Here is a 17525-nt window from a genome sequence, read left to right as displayed (position 1 = left end):
CACGAACCGGACGCCCGGCACCCCGCACGGCGGGCCGACGGGCGTCGCGGACCTGAGCGGACCGGAACTCCCGTGCGCCCCGCACGACTTGGGCGCCCCGGGCGCTTCGGGGAGTCCCGGCGGGCGCTACGCCGGCGGGCGGGCCGGCTCCGGCAGCCCCACCGGCCAGGTGTGCACCGGCTCGCCGGAGTGCATCAGCTCGCTGTACCGCCTCGTCGTGGCGGCGAGCGCGGCGTCCCGGTGCAGGCCGTCGTCCAGCGCGCGCCGGAAGGTGCGGGACTGCCAGGAGGCGCCGTTGACGCCCCGCTTGCAGCGCTCCTCGATCACGCCGAGGTACAGGTCCCGGTCGGCCGGTTCGACACCCCACGCGTCCAGTCCCGCTGCGGCCAGCGGAAGCAGTTCGTCGCGGACCAGTTGAACCGCCGGCACCTCGGTGGTCCCGCCGTACCGGCCGCGCCGCGGCCACTCCAGCCGGGCGTCGATGCCGTGCCGGCAGGCCTGGTCGAAGTTGACGGCGGCCGCTTCGAAGGGCAACCGGGTCCAGACGGGCCGCGCCTCCTCCGCGAGGGCGCGCACGAGCCCGTAGTAGAAGGCCGCGTTGGCGACCACGTCGGTGACGGTCGGCCCGGCGGGCAGGACGCGGTTCTCCACCCGCAGGTGCGGGACACCGTCGTCGATGCCGTACACGGGCCGGTTCCAGCGGTAGATGGTGCCGTTGTGCAGGACGAGTTCGGCGAGCCGGGGGATGCCCCCCTCGTCGAGCACCCGCTTCGGGTCCTCCTCGTCCCGGATCGGCAGCAGCGGCGGGAAGTAGCGCAGGTTCTCCTCGAACAGGTCGTACGCGGACGAGATCCACCGCTCCCCGAACCAGGTGCGGGGACGGACGCCCTGCGCCTGCAGCTCGGGCGGACGGGTGTCGGTGGACTGCTGGAACAGCGGGGGCCTCGACTCCCGCCACAGCTCACGCCCGAACAGGAAGGGCGAGTTGGCGCCGACGGCGATCTGCGCGGCGGCGACGGCCTGCGCGGCGTTCCACACGTCGGCGAAGCGGGCGGGCGTCACCTGGAGGTGCAACTGCACGGAGGTGCAGGCCGCTTCGGGCGCGATCGACGCCGAGGTGCAGCTGAGCCGCTCCACGCCGTCGATGTCGAGCGCGAAGTCCTCGCCCCTGGCGGCCACGATCTGGTCGTTCAGCAGCGTGTAGCGATCGACGTCCGAGAGGTTCGCCGAGATCAGGTCGTCGCGTGCGAGCGTCGGCAGAATGCCGATCATCACGATTCCCGCATCGACCTCGTTCGCTTTTCGGTGGGCATATGCGAGCGACGTCCGCAACTCCTCGGCCAACCGGTCGAATACCCGCCCGCCCAACCGGTGAGGGGCTATGTTCACTTCCAGATTGAACATGGCGAGTTCTGTTTGGAAATCGCGGCTCGCGATGCGCTCCAGTACTTGCGCATTCATCATTCTCGGCATGCCGTCCGGGCCTGCGAGATTCAGCTCTATCTCCAGGCCCATCAGATTCTTGGGGCGGTCGAACCGCTGCTCCGCCAGCAACCGCTCCAGCCCCGCAAGACACTGCTGGAGCTTGCCGCGATAATGCTGCCGATCGGACAGGCCGAACGACGCTGCCACGACCTTCTCCCCCATCCAAGGGTCCTTCCTCGACTGGGCCGCCCGACGAACCGGCCGCTGGTGTCCCGGGTCACGGGGGATGATGCCCGGGCGATGTGATCGATAACGCCCCGGACGGACCCCCCGGCCGCTACTCTCGACGCAGGTACCCACCGGCACATTCACCAGGCATGAGACACCGCGCTTTTCGGCGGTCGGCACTGTCGTGAAAAACGCCGACGAGAACCGGCCGTCCACCTCGATGACATATTCCGAGGTCACCAACGGCTACCCGCGCAGAACCAGGAGTAAACACGCGTAACGGCGACCGAATTGTCTCTTGCCTTTAATGCGCGGAGCGGATAGATGAAACAACGTCTGAACATGCGTCGTATAAACTCCGCGAACGAGGCAGAGAGTCGGCGCTCGTGGTCATCGCACCCGCCCCCTCTGACCCGAGAGCTGACAGAGCCGTCCGCCCCCGCCCTCGCGCCACCCTGTGCCTGTCGAATGAGAGGCGACCCACCATGCCGCTGCATGCCCCCCAGGCCCCCGCGCCCGCCCTGCGCTCCGTCCTCACGGCACTAGGTTCCCCGACCGCCGTCCGCGAGGCACGCACGCCGTCCCTGCGCACCGCACAGGGTCCCGTCACCCCCGAACTCCCGCTGCCCGTGCACGTGATCGACCGGATCGCCCCCGAGGGCGACTCCGCCACCCGGCTGTCCGGATGGCGCTTCCTCATCCGGGCGGGCGAACGGGCCGTCGCCGCCGCCGACACCAGGCTGACGCCCGACGGCTGGGCGTTCTCGCACTTCTTCGAGGGCCCCTATGTCACCTCGACCGAACGCGCCCTGCGCCAGGCCGAGACCATGCCCGGCTCGTACCAGCCGCGCCTGCTGTCCGTACCCGAGCTCTACATGCTCACGCTGTGGCTGCACGGCGACAGCGAGGCCGACGGCGCCGAGGGACACCCCGCGGCCACCGACCTCCTGGTGCCCCTGGCCCCGGCCCCGCCCGGCATCGCCGCCCACCGCCCGCACCGCGTGGCCGAGTTGCTGCCCGTCCTCACCCTCAGGCTCACCGCGGCGCCCACTGTCCCGCTGCTCGGCTCGCCCGCCTGAGCACGCCCCGACACGCGTGCCCCGAGGCCGGACCCCGGCCGCGGGGCACGCCGCTGCGCCCAGTGACCGGGCAGGGACACAGCGCAGACCCGGCCCATTCGGACTAGCCTCATCCGACCATGGCGAACCACCCGAAGGGACCGCCCAGTTGGGCTGAACCGTCCGCGTGGGTGATGCGTCATGAACCTGTGAGGAGCGCTGCCGCGAAATCCCTGCGGATTGACGCCCGTGGGGCAACACTGGGTTCCGGACCATCTGACAAACGGGGGGCGGCCATGAGCACTTCGAGCCGCAGGACAGATTCCACACCGATCACCGACCTCACACCACAGCGAGAGATCCCATCCATGTGCCAGCACCAGCCACCGTGCCCGACAGCCGACTCCGCCGACCGGGAAGCAGCGCTCCCCGTCGCGCACCACCCCGAACAGGGATGGAGCCTGCTGTGCAACGGCGTCCTTCTCTTCGAGGACACCGGTGAGCTGCTGCCCGACGGCCGGATCATCGCCCCGCACCGGCCGCTGGTGGGCGACCGGGTGATGACGGCCGCCTGAGGCGGCACGGCGCACACCGGGCGACAGGCACGACCGCCCGGACACACGAGGGGCCGGCCCCGGGAGGAAGTCCCGGAACCGGCCCCGACGCATGTCCCGCGGCGACTACTCGTCGTAGGCGTCCAGCGGCGGGCACGAGCAGACCAGGTTCCGGTCGCCGTACGCCTGGTCGATCCGCCGCACCGGCGGCCAGTACTTGTCCGCGGCCGAGACGCCCGCCGGGAAGACGGCCTCCTCGCGCCCGTACGCGTGCTCCCACGCGTCACCGAGGGCGGCGGCGGTGTGCGGGGCGTTGCGCAGCGGGTTGTCGTCCGCCGCCCACTCCCCGGAGCCGACCTTCTCGATCTCGGCACGGATCGCGATCATCGCGTCGCAGAACCGGTCGAGCTCGATCAGGTCCTCGCTCTCCGTGGGCTCGATCATCAGGGTGCCCGCCACCGGGAACGACATGGTCGGCGCGTGGAACCCGTAGTCGATGAGCCGCTTGGCGACGTCGTCGACGCTCACGCCGGTCGCCTTGGTGAGCGGCCGCAGGTCGATGATGCACTCGTGGGCCACCAGGTTGCCGGGACCCGTGTAGAGCACCGGGTAGTGCGGCTCCAGCCGCTTGGCCACGTAGTTGGCGCTGAGCACGGCGACCTGCGTGGCCCGCTTGAGGCCCTCACCGCCCATGAGGCGGACGTACGCCCACGAGATGGGCAGTATGCCCGCCGAGCCCCAGGGAGCCGCCGAGATGGGGCCCACGCCCGTCTCCGGCCCCGCCGCGGGCTGGAGCGGGTGGTTGGGCAGGTACGGCGCCAGGTGGGCGCGCACACCGACGGGGCCGACACCGGGGCCGCCGCCGCCGTGCGGGATGCAGAACGTCTTGTGCAGGTTGAGGTGCGAGACGTCGCCGCCGAAGTGGCCCGGCTTCGCGAGGCCGACCAGCGCGTTGAGGTTGGCCCCGTCGACGTACACCTGGCCGCCGGCCTCGTGCACCTGGGCGCAGATGTCGGCGACGTGCTCCTCGAAGACGCCGTGCGTCGAGGGGTACGTGATCATCAGCACCGACAGCTCGTCGCGGTACTGCTCGATCTTGGCCCGCAGGTCCTCGACGTCGATCTCGCCGTCACCGGCGGTCTTCACGACGACGACCTTCATTCCGGCCATCACGGCGCTCGCCGCGTTCGTGCCGTGCGCGGACGACGGGATGAGGCAGACGGTGCGCTGCTCGTCGCCGTTCGCCCGGTGGTAGCCGCGTACGGCGAGCAGCCCCGCCAGTTCGCCCTGCGAGCCCGCGTTGGGCTGGAGGGACACGTTGTCGTAGCCCGTGACCTCGGCGAGGCGCTCCTCCAGCTCACGGATGAGCGTGAGGTAGCCCTGCGCCTGCTCGGCGGGCGCGAAGGGGTGCAGCTGGCCGAACTCGGGCCAGGTGACCGGCTCCATCTCGGTGGTCGCGTTGAGCTTCATCGTGCAGGAGCCCAGCGGGATCATGCCGCGGTCCAGCGCGTAGTCGCGGTCGGAGAGCCGGCGCAGGTAGCGCAGCATCGCGGTCTCGGACCGGTACTGGTGGAAGACCGGGTGCGCGAGGTACTCGTCGCCGCGGAGCCGGTCGGCGGGCAGCGTGTCCTCGGCCGTCGTGTCCAGCGCCGCCACGTCGCCCTCTACACCGAACGCGGCCCAGACGGCGGCGAGCTGGTCCCGCGTCGTGGTCTCGTCGCAGGAGATGGACACCTGGTCGGCGTCGACGAGGTGCAGGTTGACCCCGCCCTCGCGCGCGGCCGCGACGATCGCGGCGGCCCGGCCGGGCACCCGCACGGTCAGCGTGTCGAAGTACGCCTCGTGGACGATGCCGACACCGCCGGCCCGCAGGCCCGCCGCCAGGATCGTGGCGTAGCGGTGGGTACGGCGGGCGATGGACCGCAGGCCCTCGGGACCGTGGTACACGGCGTACATGCCGGCCATCACGGCCAGCAGCACCTGGGCGGTGCAGATGTTGCTCGTCGCCTTCTCACGGCGGATGTGCTGCTCGCGCGTCTGCAGGGCGAGCCGGTACGCCTTGTTGCCGTCCGCGTCGACGGAGACACCGACGAGCCGGCCCGGCAGGCTGCGGGCGAACTTCTCGCGCACCGCCATGTAGCCGGCGTGCGGGCCGCCGAAGCCCATCGGGACACCGAACCGCTGCGTCGTACCGATGGCGATGTCCGCGCCCAGCTCGCCGGGCGAGGTGAGCAGCGTCAGGGCGAGCAGGTCGGCCGCGACGGTGACGACCGCCCCCAGGCCGTGCGCCTGCTCGACGACGGGCCGCAGGTCGCGCACGGCGCCCGAGGCGCCCGGGTACTGGACGAGGACGCCGTTGATCTCCCGGCCCGCCAGCTCGGCGGGGATGCCGTCGGCCAGGTCGGCGACGACGACCTCGACGCCGGTCGGCTCCGCGCGCGTCCGGATCACGGCGACGGTCTGCGGCAGGGCGTCCGCGTCGACGAGGAACAGGCCGTTCTTGTTCTTGCCCATGCGCCGGGACAGTGCCATGGCCTCGGCGGCGGCCGTGCCCTCGTCGAGGAGGGAGGCGCCCGAGGTCGGCAGGCCGGTCAGCTCGGCGACGACGGTCTGGAAGTTGAGCAGCGCCTCCAGCCGGCCCTGCGAGATCTCCGGCTGGTACGGCGTGTACGCGGTGTACCAGGCGGGGTTCTCCATGACGTTGCGCAGGATGACGGGCGGGGTGAACGTCCCGTAGTACCCGAGTCCGATCATGGAGCCCAGCACCTGGTTGCGGTCCGCGAGGGAGCGCAGCTCGGCCAGCACCTCGGCCTCGGTTCGCGCGCCCGGCAGGTCGAGCGCGTCGGCGTTCTTGATCACATCCGGGACCGCGGCGGCCGTCAGCTCGTCGAGCGAGCCGTACCCCACCTGCGCGAGCATCTTGGCCCGGGCTTCGGTGTCGGGGCCGATGTGACGCTGCTCGAAGGGGATTCCCTGCTCGAGCTCCGTGAGCGGAATACGATGGGCGGTCATGTGCGGAGGCCTCCTGGTCTGACGACCTGCGAGGGCACCACGGCGCGGGTGCCCGGACGGCCTCCCCCTCTGTCATCTCAACCTGAGAGTTTCACCGGCTCGCCGCGGGGGCGCTCCGACTTTCACCGTCGGTGAGAGCGGGCGCCGTGGACACCCGCTCTGCTTTCCAGAGTGACCTCGTCCGTGCGGTACGTGGGCCTGAGAGATTCCGGGGAGGATTTGCTCCTTCGGCGCCTCCGGTGGTGTCCGGAGGACTCTCCCGCACGGGGTCAGCAGCCGTTGTCAGGGTACCAGCGGGTTCCCTCGAGTGGCCGCCCTCCTCAAAGTGCTCTTTTGTAGTGCTTACGGATGAGTTGCGAGCAGCTGGAGGGACCGTGCAGACCGACATCGATCCGCGCAACCTGATAGGCCGCAAGGCGTTCGACCGCAACGGCACGAAGATCGGCACCGTCGACGAGGTCTACCTGGACGACGCGACCGGAGTACCCGAGTGGGCGGCCATACGCACGGGGCTGTTCAGCAGGGACGCCTTCGTCCCCCTCGAACCGAGCGAGCTGGTCGACGGTTCCCTGCGCGTCCCCTTCGAGCGCGCCCTGATCAAGGACGCCCCCGACTTCGGTGTGGGCCGCCACCTCTCCCCCGAGCAGGAACTCCAGCTGTACCACCACTACGGCCTCGACCTCGCGCCCCCGCCGTCCCTCCCGGACCACGACTTCGGCCGCCTGGCGGGCTCCGAGGAGGCCTGAGCGCAGCGACCGCCCCCGGTTGACCGCCACCGGTCGCGCCGGGCCTCGACGGCCGGCGGCCCGGCACGGGCGCGCCCCGGAGGCCCGCGCGCCCGTCCAGCCCGTCCCGTCCGCGTCCCGCGGGTTCAGCCGGGTCCCTCCCCCGCGGCGGACCGGCCCGCACCGGCCTCCGTGACGCCCGGCACCAGCGGCAGCGGATCCGCCGGTTCCAACGCGGGATCGTCGGTACTGAAAGTCCGTACGCGCCCGGGCTCGGAGTAGGGCGTCTCGAACCGCACGGTGACCCGCCCGAGCCCGCTCCCCTGCACCCACCCGTGCCCGAAGTCGGCGTGCCGCACGTCGTGCCCCGCACGCCACTGCCGCGCGGCGGGCGTCCCCGGCTCCCCGGCCGGCTCCTCGGGCTCCTCGGGCTCCTCCGGCACCGGATGCTCGGGGTCCGCCGCGGCCGCCGCCCGCGCCTGCGCGAACAGGTCCTCCTGCGTGTAGTCCGCGAGCCCGGAGACGCCCACGCCCAGCAGCCGTACGCCTCCCGTGGTGTCCACCGACTCCAGCAGCCGGGCCGCGGCCTCCCGCACCACCGCGGGGTCGTCGGTGGGCCCTCTCAGGGTCTCGGAGCGGGTGAGCGTCGAGAAGTCGTAGCGCCGCACCTTCAGCACGATGGTCCGCCCGGACAGATGCGCGTCCCGCAGCCGGTGCACACACCGGTCCGCGAGCCGCTGCACCTCCATCCGCACCCGCAGCCGGTCATGGATGTCCACGTCGTACGTGTCCTCCACGGACACCGACTTGGTGTCCCGCTCGGCCACCACGGGCCGCTCGTCGTGCGCCAGCGCCATCGCGTGCAGCGCGACACCGTGGGACTTTCCCAGCAGCCGTACAAGTTCGTCCTCGCCCGCCTCGGCGATCTCCCCGACCGTGGTGATCCCGCCCCGCCGCAGATGGTCCCCCGTGGCGGGCCCCACGCCTGGCAGGGTCCGCACCGGCATCGGAGCGAGCAGCTCCCGCTCGGTGCCCGGCTCGATCAGCACGAGGCCGTCGGGCTTGGCCTGCTCGGACCCGATCTTCGCGAGCATCTTCGAGGCGGCGAGCCCCACCGATCCCGTGAGCCCGGTGACGGCCCGGATGTCCGCCCGCAGCTTCACCCCGGCCAGTCGCGCGGACTCCCGGTCCCAGGCCGCCCGCCCGGCCTCCAGGTCCACGAACGCCTCGTCCAGGCTGAGCGGCTCCACCAGCGGCGACAGCTCCCGCAGCAGGGCCATCACCTGCTCGCTGATGGTCCGGTAGAGGCCGAAGCGCGGGACGAGGTAGGCCGCGTTCGGAGCCAGCCGCCTGGCCTGCCCCATGGGCATCGCCGAGTGCACCCCGAAAACGCGCGCCTCGTACGAGCAGGTGGCGACCACACCGCGCGGCCCCAGCCCGCCCACGACGACCGCCTTCCCCCGCAGGCTCGGCTTGGCCGCCTGCTCCGCCGAGGCGAAGAAGGCGTCCATGTCGAGATGGAGGATGGTGGGCGCGGTTCTCACATGTCCGATGCTGCACCACGCCACTGACAACGCCACGGTGACGGGGCGCGGCCGGCGCCGCCGGGGCGCCGGCCGGAGTCAGACCGCGCGGTTGCGGCGCCGCGCCAGCTCGTCCGCCGGGTTGGGCCCGACGAGTGTCTCGCCGGTGTCGACGCGTTCGCCGTGCAACTGCGACAGGGCGCCCTCCACGTCCCGCCACACCACGCCCACGGCGATCCCGAAGATCCCCTGGCCGCCCTGGAGCAGTGCGTGGACCTCGTCCGGCGAGGAGCACTCGTGGACCGTCGCCCCGTCGCTCATCAGCGTCATCCGCTCAAGGTCGCGGAACCCGCGCTCGCGCAGGTGCTGGACCGCGGTGCGGATGTTCTGCAGCGAGACGCCGGTGTCGAGGAACCGCTTCACGATCTTCAGGACGACGACGTCCCGGAAGCTGTAGAGCCGCTGCGTCCCCGACCCGTGGGCGGGCCGCACGCTCGGTTCGACCAGCCCCGTTCTGGCCCAGTAGTCCAATTGCCGATAGGTGATCCCCGCGGCCGCGCAGGCCGTGGGGCCGCGATAGCCGATCTCCTCGGCCACCGCCCCACCGTCCCCCGGAACCGCTGTCGGCCGCTGTGTGTGATCGGCCGCGCTGATCTGAAGCGGGTACGGGCCGCTCTCTCCCGGACCTCGTCCGGGAGCACCCCCAGCCGTACCGTCGCCGCTGCTTCTCACGCCGACCTCCGTCCTTGACCTGCCGTCTCGACGGTAGGCAGTCACCAGGGGCGCGTCAACGATCGCCACACTCGGCACGCCGGGTGATAATCACCCTAGGAGTGGTTTCCCGTGCCCCACCGCGGGGAAAGGCTAGCCGAATGCTCTCGGGTCGGTTGCCGCACGGCCTGTCGCGCGGCGCTCCCGGAGGGTCACGACCGCCGGACCGCCGCGGTCACTGGCTGTTGGTCCCGAAGTCCTCGGGCGAGATCTGGTCGAGGAACTCGCGGAACTTCTCCACCTCGTCCTCCTGCTCGTCCGGGATCGCGATGCCGGCGTCGTCCAGCACGCCGTCGCTGCCGTAGATCGGCGTCCCGGTGCGCAGCGCGAGCGCTATGGCGTCGGACGGCCGGGCACTGACCTCGACCCCGCTCGCGAACACCAGCTCCGCGTAGAAGACGCCGTCCCGCAGATCGGTGATGCGGACTTCGGTCAGCTCCTGACCGACGGCCTCCAGCACGTCCTTGAACAGGTCATGGGTCAGCGGTCGCGCGGGGGCCATGCCCTGCTGGGCGAAGGCGATCGCCGTCGCCTCCCCCGGCCCGATCCAGATGGGGAGGTAACGGTCGCCTCCCACTTCACGCAGGAGCACGATCGGTTGGTTGGAGGGCATTTCGACCCGGACACCTACGACGTCGAGCTCGTTCACACAGCAACCCTAGGCCGTGGTCGGCATCTTTGGGTAGTCGGGCACGAATCGGGGGCCCGAACCCGCTGTCCCGGGCGGTCGCCGGATCAGGGCACCCGCACGCCGAGCGCGGACCGCACCAGGGCGGCGTGCAGCCTCACCGCGAGGCCGGCCAGTTCCCTGGTCTGCGCCTCGGCGTGCGCCCTGGTCTGCGGGTTGCGGTGCCGCCTCAGCGGTGCCACCACCTGGTCCACGAGCCCCGCCTCACGGTCGGCCGCGGCCTTCATGGCACGCAGGTGCCGTGGCTCGATACCGAACCTGCCGAGATCTCCCACGAGACCGGCCACGGTCACCGCCTCGGCGTCGTAGACCCCGTCCGACAGAGGCGTGATGAGCCCGTACGACTCCCACTCCGCCAACTGCTGCTCGCCGACCTCGGCGGCGGCCAGCAGCTCGTCCCGCCCGATCCGCGCCACGGTCGGCCCCTCGGGCTCGACCACGACCGCCTCGCCGTCCCGCTGCCGGCCCACGGAGGGCAGCGGAGCGGCCTCGCCGCGCGCCATGGCGTCCAGGTGCTCGCGGATCACCTTGAGCGGCAGGTAGTGGTCGCGCTGCATCCGCAGGACGTGACCGAGGCGCTCCACGTCGTCCGGGCCGAACTTCCGGTAGCCCGACGGGGTTCGCTGCGGCTCGATGAGCCCTTCGGACTCCAGGAAACGAATCTTGGAGACGGTGACTTCGGGGAACTCGTCGCGCAGCGCGTTCAACACCGCGCCGATGCTCATCAACCCGTTGTCCGGGGCGGCGGCGCCGTGGCCGGCACCGCCGCTCGGTGTTCGAAGCATGGACCTTCCCTGGGGGTCCCCCCGGACAAAGTCTGGGGGTGGGTCAGATGCCCCGCTGGCTCGCGTAGAAGACCAGCCGGTACTTGCCGATCTGCACCTCGTCGCCGTTCGCCAGCGGGACCCTGTCGATCCGCTCCCGGTTGACGTACGTGCCGTTGAGGCTGCCGACGTCCGCCACCGTGAACGAGCCGTCGGGCTCACGGCGGAACTCCACGTGCCGACGCGACACCGTCACGTCGTCCAGGAAGATGTCGCTCTGCGGGTGACGGCCCGCGGTGGTCAGCTCACCGTCCAGCAGGAAGCGGCTGCCCGAATTCGGGCCGCGGCGCACCACCAGGAGCGCCGAGCCGAGCGGCAGCGCGTCCACGGCCGCCTGCGCCTCGGGAGAGAGCATCGGCACGGCCGTCTGGCCGGTCGCCTCCGCGTCGTACGCCTCCAGACCCGAGATGGAGATCGTGGAGGTGGTCTCCGACGGGCGCTCCGGGGTCGCACCGGCACGCAGCGGGGCACCGCAGTTCGAGCAGAAGCGACTCGCCTCCGCGTTGCGGTTACCGCACCTCGTACACACCAGGGCCGACATGGACGGATCCTCCTGCCGCGGCTGCCCCGCGGGGGCGTTGGACGCGTACGGGTCGGGGGTGAACCCTCCACCCGCACCGGGGGCTGACGGATCCCCGAAACCTATGCGTCCCGACTGGGCAGGGTCAACAGACGGCGCGCCCTGACCACCGGGAATGTCGCCGCCGGGACCGCCGACCTGGTCGCGGAACAGCGGGCGGTCGTCGGGCCCCTCGGCGTTCTCGGGGCGCGGTGCGCGATGGCGGGCGGTCGCGTTGTCGCCGCCTTCTCGGGCGCTCTTGCCGAACAACTTCGCAAACAACTTCACGGGCGATTCCCCTTGACCGAAACAGACCCGCCCGTGGGGCAGGACGAACCCTGATTGCACACACCGGTCGAGCCGGACACCCTCACAACGTCCGTATCCACCAGACAGTTTCCACCACGCACCACCCATTCGGTGCGCCGACCCCCCGCAAGCTCCTGCCCTCGCGGACTGGACTCCAAGCGCCGCCGGCTCACTCGGACGACGACCGAGCGTAGTCAGGCTGCTTCGCCGCTCGCAAGGCACTCACGACGATCTTGTCGACGCGTTCCACCGCGACGGTGGCCTGCTCCTTCTCAAGAGTCTGCACGACACCTCCAGGGATGTTGAGCGCCGGTTCGAGGTCCTGCGGCTTGCCGATGACCTTGAAACGATAGGGGGCGTTGATCTTGTTCCCGTCGACACCGACTCCGCCCTTCACATCGGTGAGGTAGGTGTCGGCGACGACCCGGACCCCGTTGACCTGGATCGCCTCCGCCCCGGCGGCCCGCAGCTCCTGGATCGCGTCGAGCAGCATGTCCGCCTCGACCGTCCCCTTGCCGTCGTGGATCGTCAGCGTGATGCCGGGGCCCTGAGCCGCCACGGTGCCCGCCAGGATGCCGAGTTGCTTCTCCTTCTCGACGGTCTGCTTGCGGGCCTCCTCGGCCTGGTCCGAGCTGTTCTCCAGCTCGGTCCGTTGGTCCTCGAGCCCCTGCTTCTCCTCTTCCAGACGCTGTGTGCGGTCGTCGAGTTCATCGAGGATGCGTACGAGATCCTCCTGGCGCGCGCCACGCAGGGCACCGTCGCCGTCACTCGTGGACGCCACCTGCACGGCGAGGCCGAAGCCCAGGCCGAACAGCAGCAGCGCGACGATGAGTTGCGCGCGCGACACACGCGGCGGCCACAGGCCCTTCGCCAGCCGCTGCCGGCCGCTCAGCGCCGACGCGTCCCGCTCCGGCCCGGGCGCCCCACCGGACCCGCCCTCCGGCTCGGGCGCGGAGGCCGCCGGTCCCTGCGGGGGCCGCGGGGCGGCGGGGAGCTGCGGAACCTGCCGGGGCGCCGGTGCCGGCGCCTCCTCGGGCAGTTCCTTGCGCAGTCGGTTCTCGGGGGTCTCGTCCTGGCTGCTCATCGGCCTCACGCCCGGAACACGTGACGACGGATCGCCGCCGCGTTGGAGAAGATGCGGATGCCGAGCACGACCACGACGCCCGTCGACAGCTGGGCACCCACGCCCAGCTTGTCGCCGAGGAAGACGATCAGCGCGGCCACGACGACGTTGGACAGGAACGACACGACGAAGACCTTGTCGTCGAAAATGCCGTCGAGCATCGCGCGCAGGCCGCCGAACACGGCGTCGAGCGCCGCCACGACGGCGATCGGAAGATAGGGCTCGACCACCGCCGGAACCTCGGGCCGGACCAGCAATCCAGCCACGACTCCCACGACGAGGCCCAGTACGGCGATCACGATGTGCCTTTCTCTGCGCTCGGTTGTGCTGTTCGTACGATCACACTCGGTGCGGCGGGCAGCCGGACGTCGTCCTCGACGTGCATGCTCGTCCGGATCCCGAAGTTCTTGTGCAGCGCCTGCAGGTACAACCCGTCACCGCTGGTGCTGAACCTGGTGCTCAGACGCGGACCGTCCCCCACCGCCAGCACCGTGTAAGGGGGCACCAGCGGCTTGTTGTCGACCAGTATCGCGTCACCCGCGGCCCTGATCGCGGACAGGGCGGTGAGCCGCTGCCCGTTGATCGTGATGGCCTCGGCGCCCGACTCCCACAGCCCGTTGACCACGCGTTGCATGTCCCGGTCCCGGAGTCGGCCGGTGTCCGAGAAGCCGGACGTCTCGCGGGCGTCCCCGTCCCCGGCGTGATCGGACTCCTTGGCGTCGTCGACGACCAGGCGCACACCGGGTCCGTGCACCTCGACCGCCCCGGCCAGGATGCCGACGAGCTCGCCCTTGCCGCCGCCGTCCTTCTTCAGCGCCTCGCGCTGCCGGGCGTCGACGTCGTCGCGGAGTTCGTCGATGCTGTCCTCGAGCTCCTCGGCCGCCGAGGTCTCCCGGTCGATGCGGTCGATGAGCTCCTCGCGCTCCTTGGCGACGACGGGCGCGGCGACACGCGCCTGCGCGGCCCCCACCGTCACGACGAGCGCCGCGAGCACCAGACCGGCCGCGAGCCCCAGCTTCGTCCACAGCGTCCTGGGCATGGTCTCCGCGCCGGCGGCCTTCTTGCGCGCGGCCGCCTCGGCGTACCCCTCGTCAAGACTGTGGTCCATGACGTTGGTGAGCAGCGACATGGACGCGTCCGGGCGTGGGGGGCGCGTGGGGCTGCTCCGAACGGGGGGCTGCTGCGGCATGCCGCACATCGTCGCACGTCGCGGCCGGTACCTCCGAATGGCCCCACCGACGCACCGGACGGGCCCCCGTCAGGAGCCCGTCCGGTACATGTTTGTCATGTTTGTCCTGGTCAGCGACCGGCGCTCTCCACCACCGACGACCACTCGTCGAGCAGCGCCTGCGCGGACGCGTCGTCCGGACCCTCCGCCCACAGATGGGTGACGGCCTCCGCCGGGTCGGGCAGAACCATCACCCAGCGCCCGTCGGCCTCCACCACGCGCACACCGTCCGTCGTGTCGACGGAACGGTCGCCCGCCGCCTCGACCACACGGCGCATGACCAGGCCCTTGACCGCCCAGGGGGTGGCGAGGTCCCGCTTGAGGACGTGCGCCCGCGGAATCCGCGCGTCGATCTGGCTGAGCGTGAGCTGCGTGCGCGCCACCAGGCCGATGAGCCGCACGAACGCGGCCGTACCGTCGAAGACGCTGCTGAACTCCGGCACGATGAACCCGCCGCGCCCGTCACCGCCGAAGATCGTCGACTCCTCGCGCCCGACACGCGTCAGATCGTCCGGCGACGTCATCGTCCAGTCGACCTGGGTCCCGTGGTACGCGGCCACCTGCTCGGCGATCCGGGTCGTGGTCACCGGCAGGGCCACCCGGCCACTGCGGCGTTCCGCGGCCACCAGATCGAGCATGACGAGCAGCGCGCGGTCGTCCTCGATGATCCGGCCCTTCTCGTCGACGAGCGAAAGCCGCTCGCCCACCGGGTCGAACCTGACACCGAACGCGGCCCGCGCCGACGCCACGATCTCCCCGAGCCGCACCATGCCCGACCTGCGTGTCTCCGCGGTCTCGGTGGGCCGCGACTCGTCGAGACCGGGGTTGATGGTCAGCGAGTCCACGCCGAGCTTGCCCAGCAGGCTCGGAAGCACCAGACCGGCGCTTCCGTTCGACGCGTCCACGACCACCTTGAGCCCGGAATCGGCGACCCCGGTGGTGTCGACGTTCCTGAGCAGGGATCCGGTGTACGCGTCGAAGACACTGGCCGGGAAGTAGAGGTCGCCGATCTCGCCTGGGAACGCGCGCCGGTACTCCTGCCGGGCGAACACCCGGTCCAGCTTCCGCTGGCTGCCCTGGGAGAGGTCGGCCCCCTGACCGTCGAAGAACATGATGTCGACGGAGTCGGGCACCCCCGGCGTGGTCCGGATCATGATCCCGCCGGCGCTGCCCCGGGCGGTCTGCTGCCGCGCCACCGGCAGCGGCACGTTCTCCAGATCGCGTACGTCGATCGCGCTGGCCTGCAGCGCCGAGATCACCGCCCGTTTGAGCGCACGCGCACCTCTGGAGTGGTCACGGGCCGTGGTGACCGTGGAACCCTTCTTCAGCGTCGTGGCGTACGCCCCCGCGAGGCGCACCGCGAGCTCCGGCGTGATCTCCACGTTCAGGATGCCGCTCACACCGCGGGCACCGAACAGATGGGCCTGCCCGCGGGACTCCCAGATGACGGACGTGTTGACGAAGGCGCCGGCCTCGATCGTCTTGAACGGGTAGACCCGCACATTGCCCTGCACGATCGATTCTTCACCGACGAGGCACTCGTCCCCGATGACGGCGCCGTCCTCGATGCGCGCCGCCCGCATGATGTCGGTGTTCTTTCCCACGACACAGCCGCGCAGATTGCTGTGCTGGCCGATGTACACGTTGTCGTGCAGCACGGCCTTGTGCAGGAAGGCGCCGGACTTCACCACGACGTTGGATCCCACGACCGTGTGCTCGCGGATCTCCACGTCGGCTTCGACCTTGGCGTAGTCGCCGATGTAGAGCGGCCCGCGCAGCACGGCGTCGGGATGCACCTCCGCACCCTCGGCCACCCAGACGCCGGGCGAGATCTCGAATCCGTCGAGTTCGACGTCGACCTTGCCCTCCAGGACGTCCGCCTGGGCCTTCACATAGCTCTCGTGCGTGCCGACGTCCTCCCAGTAGCCCTCGGCGACAAAGCCGTAGACCGGCTTTCCCTCCTTCATGAGCTGGGGGAAGACGTCCCCGGACCAGTCCACGGAAACATCGGCCTCGACATAGTCGAAGACCTCGGGCTCCATGACATAGATGCCGGTATTCACGGTGTCGGAGAAGACCTGGCCCCAGGTCGGCTTCTCGAGGAAGCGCTCGACCTTGCCCTCCTCGTCGACGATGGTGATGCCGAACTCCAGTGGGTTCGGGACCCGGGTCAGACAGACGGTGACGAGCGCGCCCTTTTCCTTGTGGAAATTGATCAGCTCGGTGAGGTCGAAGTCGGTCAGAGCATCACCGGAGATCACAAGGAAGGCGTCGTCCTTCAGCGCCTCCTCGGCATTCTTGACACTGCCGGCAGTACCGAGTGGCTTCTCCTCATTGGCATAGGTGAGCTCCATCCCGAGCTCTTCACCGTCACCGAAGTAGTTCTTGACCAGTGAGGCCAGGAACTGGACGGTGACGACGGTCTCGTTGAGCCCATGCCGCTTGAGCAGCCGTAGCACGTGCTCCATGATCGGGCGGTTGGCCACGGGCAGGAGCGGCTTGGGCATGCTTGAGGTCATGGGGCGCAGGCGTGTGCCTTCGCCTCCGGCCATCACGACGGCCTTCATGTCGGAAGCGTCCTCCTTGAAGAGACGGTCTAGCCGACTTCACCCGTCAGATTGTCCCGCACATTCTGCTTGCGGGCCATCAGAGAGGCCACTAGGGACGCCTATTCGGCGAGCTCAGTCGGCCATGGTGTCCGCGCGAACGATGCGGCGGACCTGAACCACGTAGAGGATCCCTGCCCACCAATAGAGGGTTGTACCCCATCCTGCGAACGCCCATCCGAAAATGGCAGCGAGTGACCCGATCCATCCACCTGAGTCACTGAGCAGCAACAACGGGAAGGCGTACATCAGGTTGAACGTGGCGGCCTTGCCCAGGAAGTTCACCTGGGGCGGCGGATAGCCGTGCCGTCTGAGGATGCCCACCATCACCAGCAGAAGCAGTTCCCGGGCCAGCAGGGCGCCCGTCAGCCACAGCGGCAGAATCCCGCGCCAGGTCAGCCCGACCAGCGTCGACAGGATGTAGAGCCGGTCGGCCGCGGGGTCGAGCAGCCGGCCCAGACTGCTGATCTGGTTCCAGCGCCGGGCGAGCTTCCCGTCGAGATAGTCGCTGACGCCGCTCAGCATGAGCACCAGCAGCGCCCAGCCGTCACTCTGGGGCCCGCCGAACTCCGGCCTGAGGATCAGCCACAGGAAGAGCGGCACGCCGGCCAGACGCGCCATGCTGAGGATGTTCGGGATGGTGAGGACCCGTTCTGTCTGGACGCGGGTCTCCTGGACCTCCACCCGGGGGCCTCCTGTGGGAACGTGCCGATGATGCCCCCTGACCTTACCCTCAGCCATCTGCCGCCAGAGCGGAGGGGTTGGAGAGAAGCGTCTCGTAAACGCAGAACAGCCCCCGCACCGAAGTGCGGGGGCTTTCCCATATAAAATTAGTTCGGCGGCGTCCTACTCTCCCACAGGGTCCCCCCTGCAGTACCATCGGCGCTGTGAG

Annotated in this window: 15 protein-coding genes and 1 riboswitch; of the genes, 3 read left to right on the top strand and 12 right to left on the bottom strand. The window is 70.4% G+C overall.

All coding sequences use genetic code 11. From position 1 onward, the window contains the following. Positions 1-126 precede the first annotated feature (126 nt). Complete coding sequence (locus IE265_RS36440; protein WP_190040077.1) at positions 127-1647, bottom strand: glutamate-cysteine ligase family protein; 1521 nt, start codon at positions 1645-1647, stop codon at positions 127-129. Positions 1648-2138: 491 nt separating this feature from the next. On the opposite strand from IE265_RS36440, the gene IE265_RS36435 reads away from it, so the two are divergent. Both IE265_RS36435 and IE265_RS36430 read left to right on the top strand, forming a co-directional pair. Next, entirely contained in the window at positions 2139-2732 is a 594-nt protein-coding gene (locus IE265_RS36435) for a hypothetical protein (protein WP_190040076.1), read from the top strand. A gap of 347 nt (positions 2733-3079) precedes the next feature. After that, positions 3080-3286 (top strand): DUF5999 family protein, encoded by a 207-nt coding sequence (locus tag IE265_RS36430; protein ID WP_190040075.1) that lies wholly within the window; start codon positions 3080-3082, stop codon positions 3284-3286. Positions 3287-3391: 105 nt separating this feature from the next. Here IE265_RS36430 and gcvP read toward each other — a convergent pair whose 3' ends face one another. Beyond that, complete coding sequence (gene gcvP, locus IE265_RS36425) at positions 3392-6277, bottom strand: aminomethyl-transferring glycine dehydrogenase (RefSeq protein ID WP_190040074.1); 2886 nt, start codon at positions 6275-6277, stop codon at positions 3392-3394. Between the two features lie 176 nt (positions 6278-6453). Continuing rightward, positions 6454-6549: riboswitch (glycine riboswitch) on the bottom strand. Between the two features lie 102 nt (positions 6550-6651). Between gcvP and IE265_RS36420 the strand changes: the two genes are divergently transcribed. Beyond that, entirely contained in the window at positions 6652-7023 is a 372-nt protein-coding gene (locus IE265_RS36420; protein ID WP_190040073.1) for a PRC-barrel domain-containing protein, read from the top strand. A 125-nt stretch (positions 7024-7148) separates the two neighbouring features. On the opposite strand, the gene IE265_RS36415 is transcribed toward IE265_RS36420, so the two are convergent. The 10 genes from IE265_RS36415 to clsA all read right to left on the bottom strand — a co-directional run bounded on the left by IE265_RS36415 (position 7149) and on the right by clsA (position 17317). Continuing rightward, on the bottom strand, positions 7149-8546 hold the full coding sequence (locus IE265_RS36415; RefSeq protein ID WP_190040072.1) for a DNA polymerase IV: 1398 nt from the start codon (positions 8544-8546) through the stop codon (positions 7149-7151). Between the two features lie 78 nt (positions 8547-8624). Continuing rightward, positions 8625-9257 carry a MerR family transcriptional regulator gene (locus IE265_RS36410; RefSeq protein WP_190040071.1) on the bottom strand — a complete coding sequence of 211 codons (633 nt, stop codon included), beginning with the start codon at positions 9255-9257 and terminating at the stop codon, positions 8625-8627. Positions 9258-9471: 214 nt separating this feature from the next. Beyond that, positions 9472-9945 (bottom strand): bifunctional nuclease family protein, encoded by a 474-nt coding sequence (locus IE265_RS36405; protein ID WP_033327106.1) that lies wholly within the window; start codon positions 9943-9945, stop codon positions 9472-9474. An 86-nt stretch (positions 9946-10031) separates the two neighbouring features. Then, positions 10032-10769 (bottom strand): transcriptional regulator FtsR, encoded by a 738-nt coding sequence (gene ftsR / locus IE265_RS36400; protein WP_190040070.1) that lies wholly within the window; start codon positions 10767-10769, stop codon positions 10032-10034. Positions 10770-10812: 43 nt separating this feature from the next. Further along, the gene (locus tag IE265_RS36395; RefSeq protein ID WP_190040069.1) at positions 10813-11784 is read right to left on the bottom strand and encodes a zinc-ribbon and FHA domain-containing protein; all 972 of its coding nucleotides are present in this window, start codon (positions 11782-11784) and stop codon (positions 10813-10815) included. A 61-nt stretch (positions 11785-11845) separates the two neighbouring features. Continuing rightward, the gene (locus tag IE265_RS36390; protein WP_190040068.1) at positions 11846-12760 is read right to left on the bottom strand and encodes a DUF881 domain-containing protein; all 915 of its coding nucleotides are present in this window, start codon (positions 12758-12760) and stop codon (positions 11846-11848) included. Between the two features lie 5 nt (positions 12761-12765). Then, positions 12766-13098 (bottom strand): small basic family protein, encoded by a 333-nt coding sequence (locus IE265_RS36385; RefSeq protein WP_003988855.1) that lies wholly within the window; start codon positions 13096-13098, stop codon positions 12766-12768. Next, positions 13095-13997, bottom strand: a complete 903-nt coding sequence (locus IE265_RS36380; RefSeq protein ID WP_190040067.1) for a DUF881 domain-containing protein — start codon at positions 13995-13997, stop codon at positions 13095-13097. Before IE265_RS36380 ends, IE265_RS36385 begins: the two co-directional genes overlap by 4 nt. Positions 13998-14098: 101 nt before the next feature. Then, entirely contained in the window at positions 14099-16594 is a 2496-nt protein-coding gene (locus IE265_RS36375) for a mannose-1-phosphate guanyltransferase (protein WP_190040066.1), read from the bottom strand. A gap of 114 nt (positions 16595-16708) precedes the next feature. After that, the gene (gene clsA / locus IE265_RS36370; protein WP_190040065.1) at positions 16709-17317 is read right to left on the bottom strand and encodes a cardiolipin synthase ClsA; all 609 of its coding nucleotides are present in this window, start codon (positions 17315-17317) and stop codon (positions 16709-16711) included. Positions 17318-17525: the final 208 nt, after the last annotated feature.

This window comes from Streptomyces fructofermentans (assembly GCF_014651055.1).
GTDB classification, from domain to species: Bacteria; Actinomycetota; Actinomycetes; order Streptomycetales; family Streptomycetaceae; genus Streptomyces; species Streptomyces fructofermentans.
Note: the sequence above shows the minus strand (reverse complement) of the source record. Positions and strands in the feature narration are given on the sequence as shown.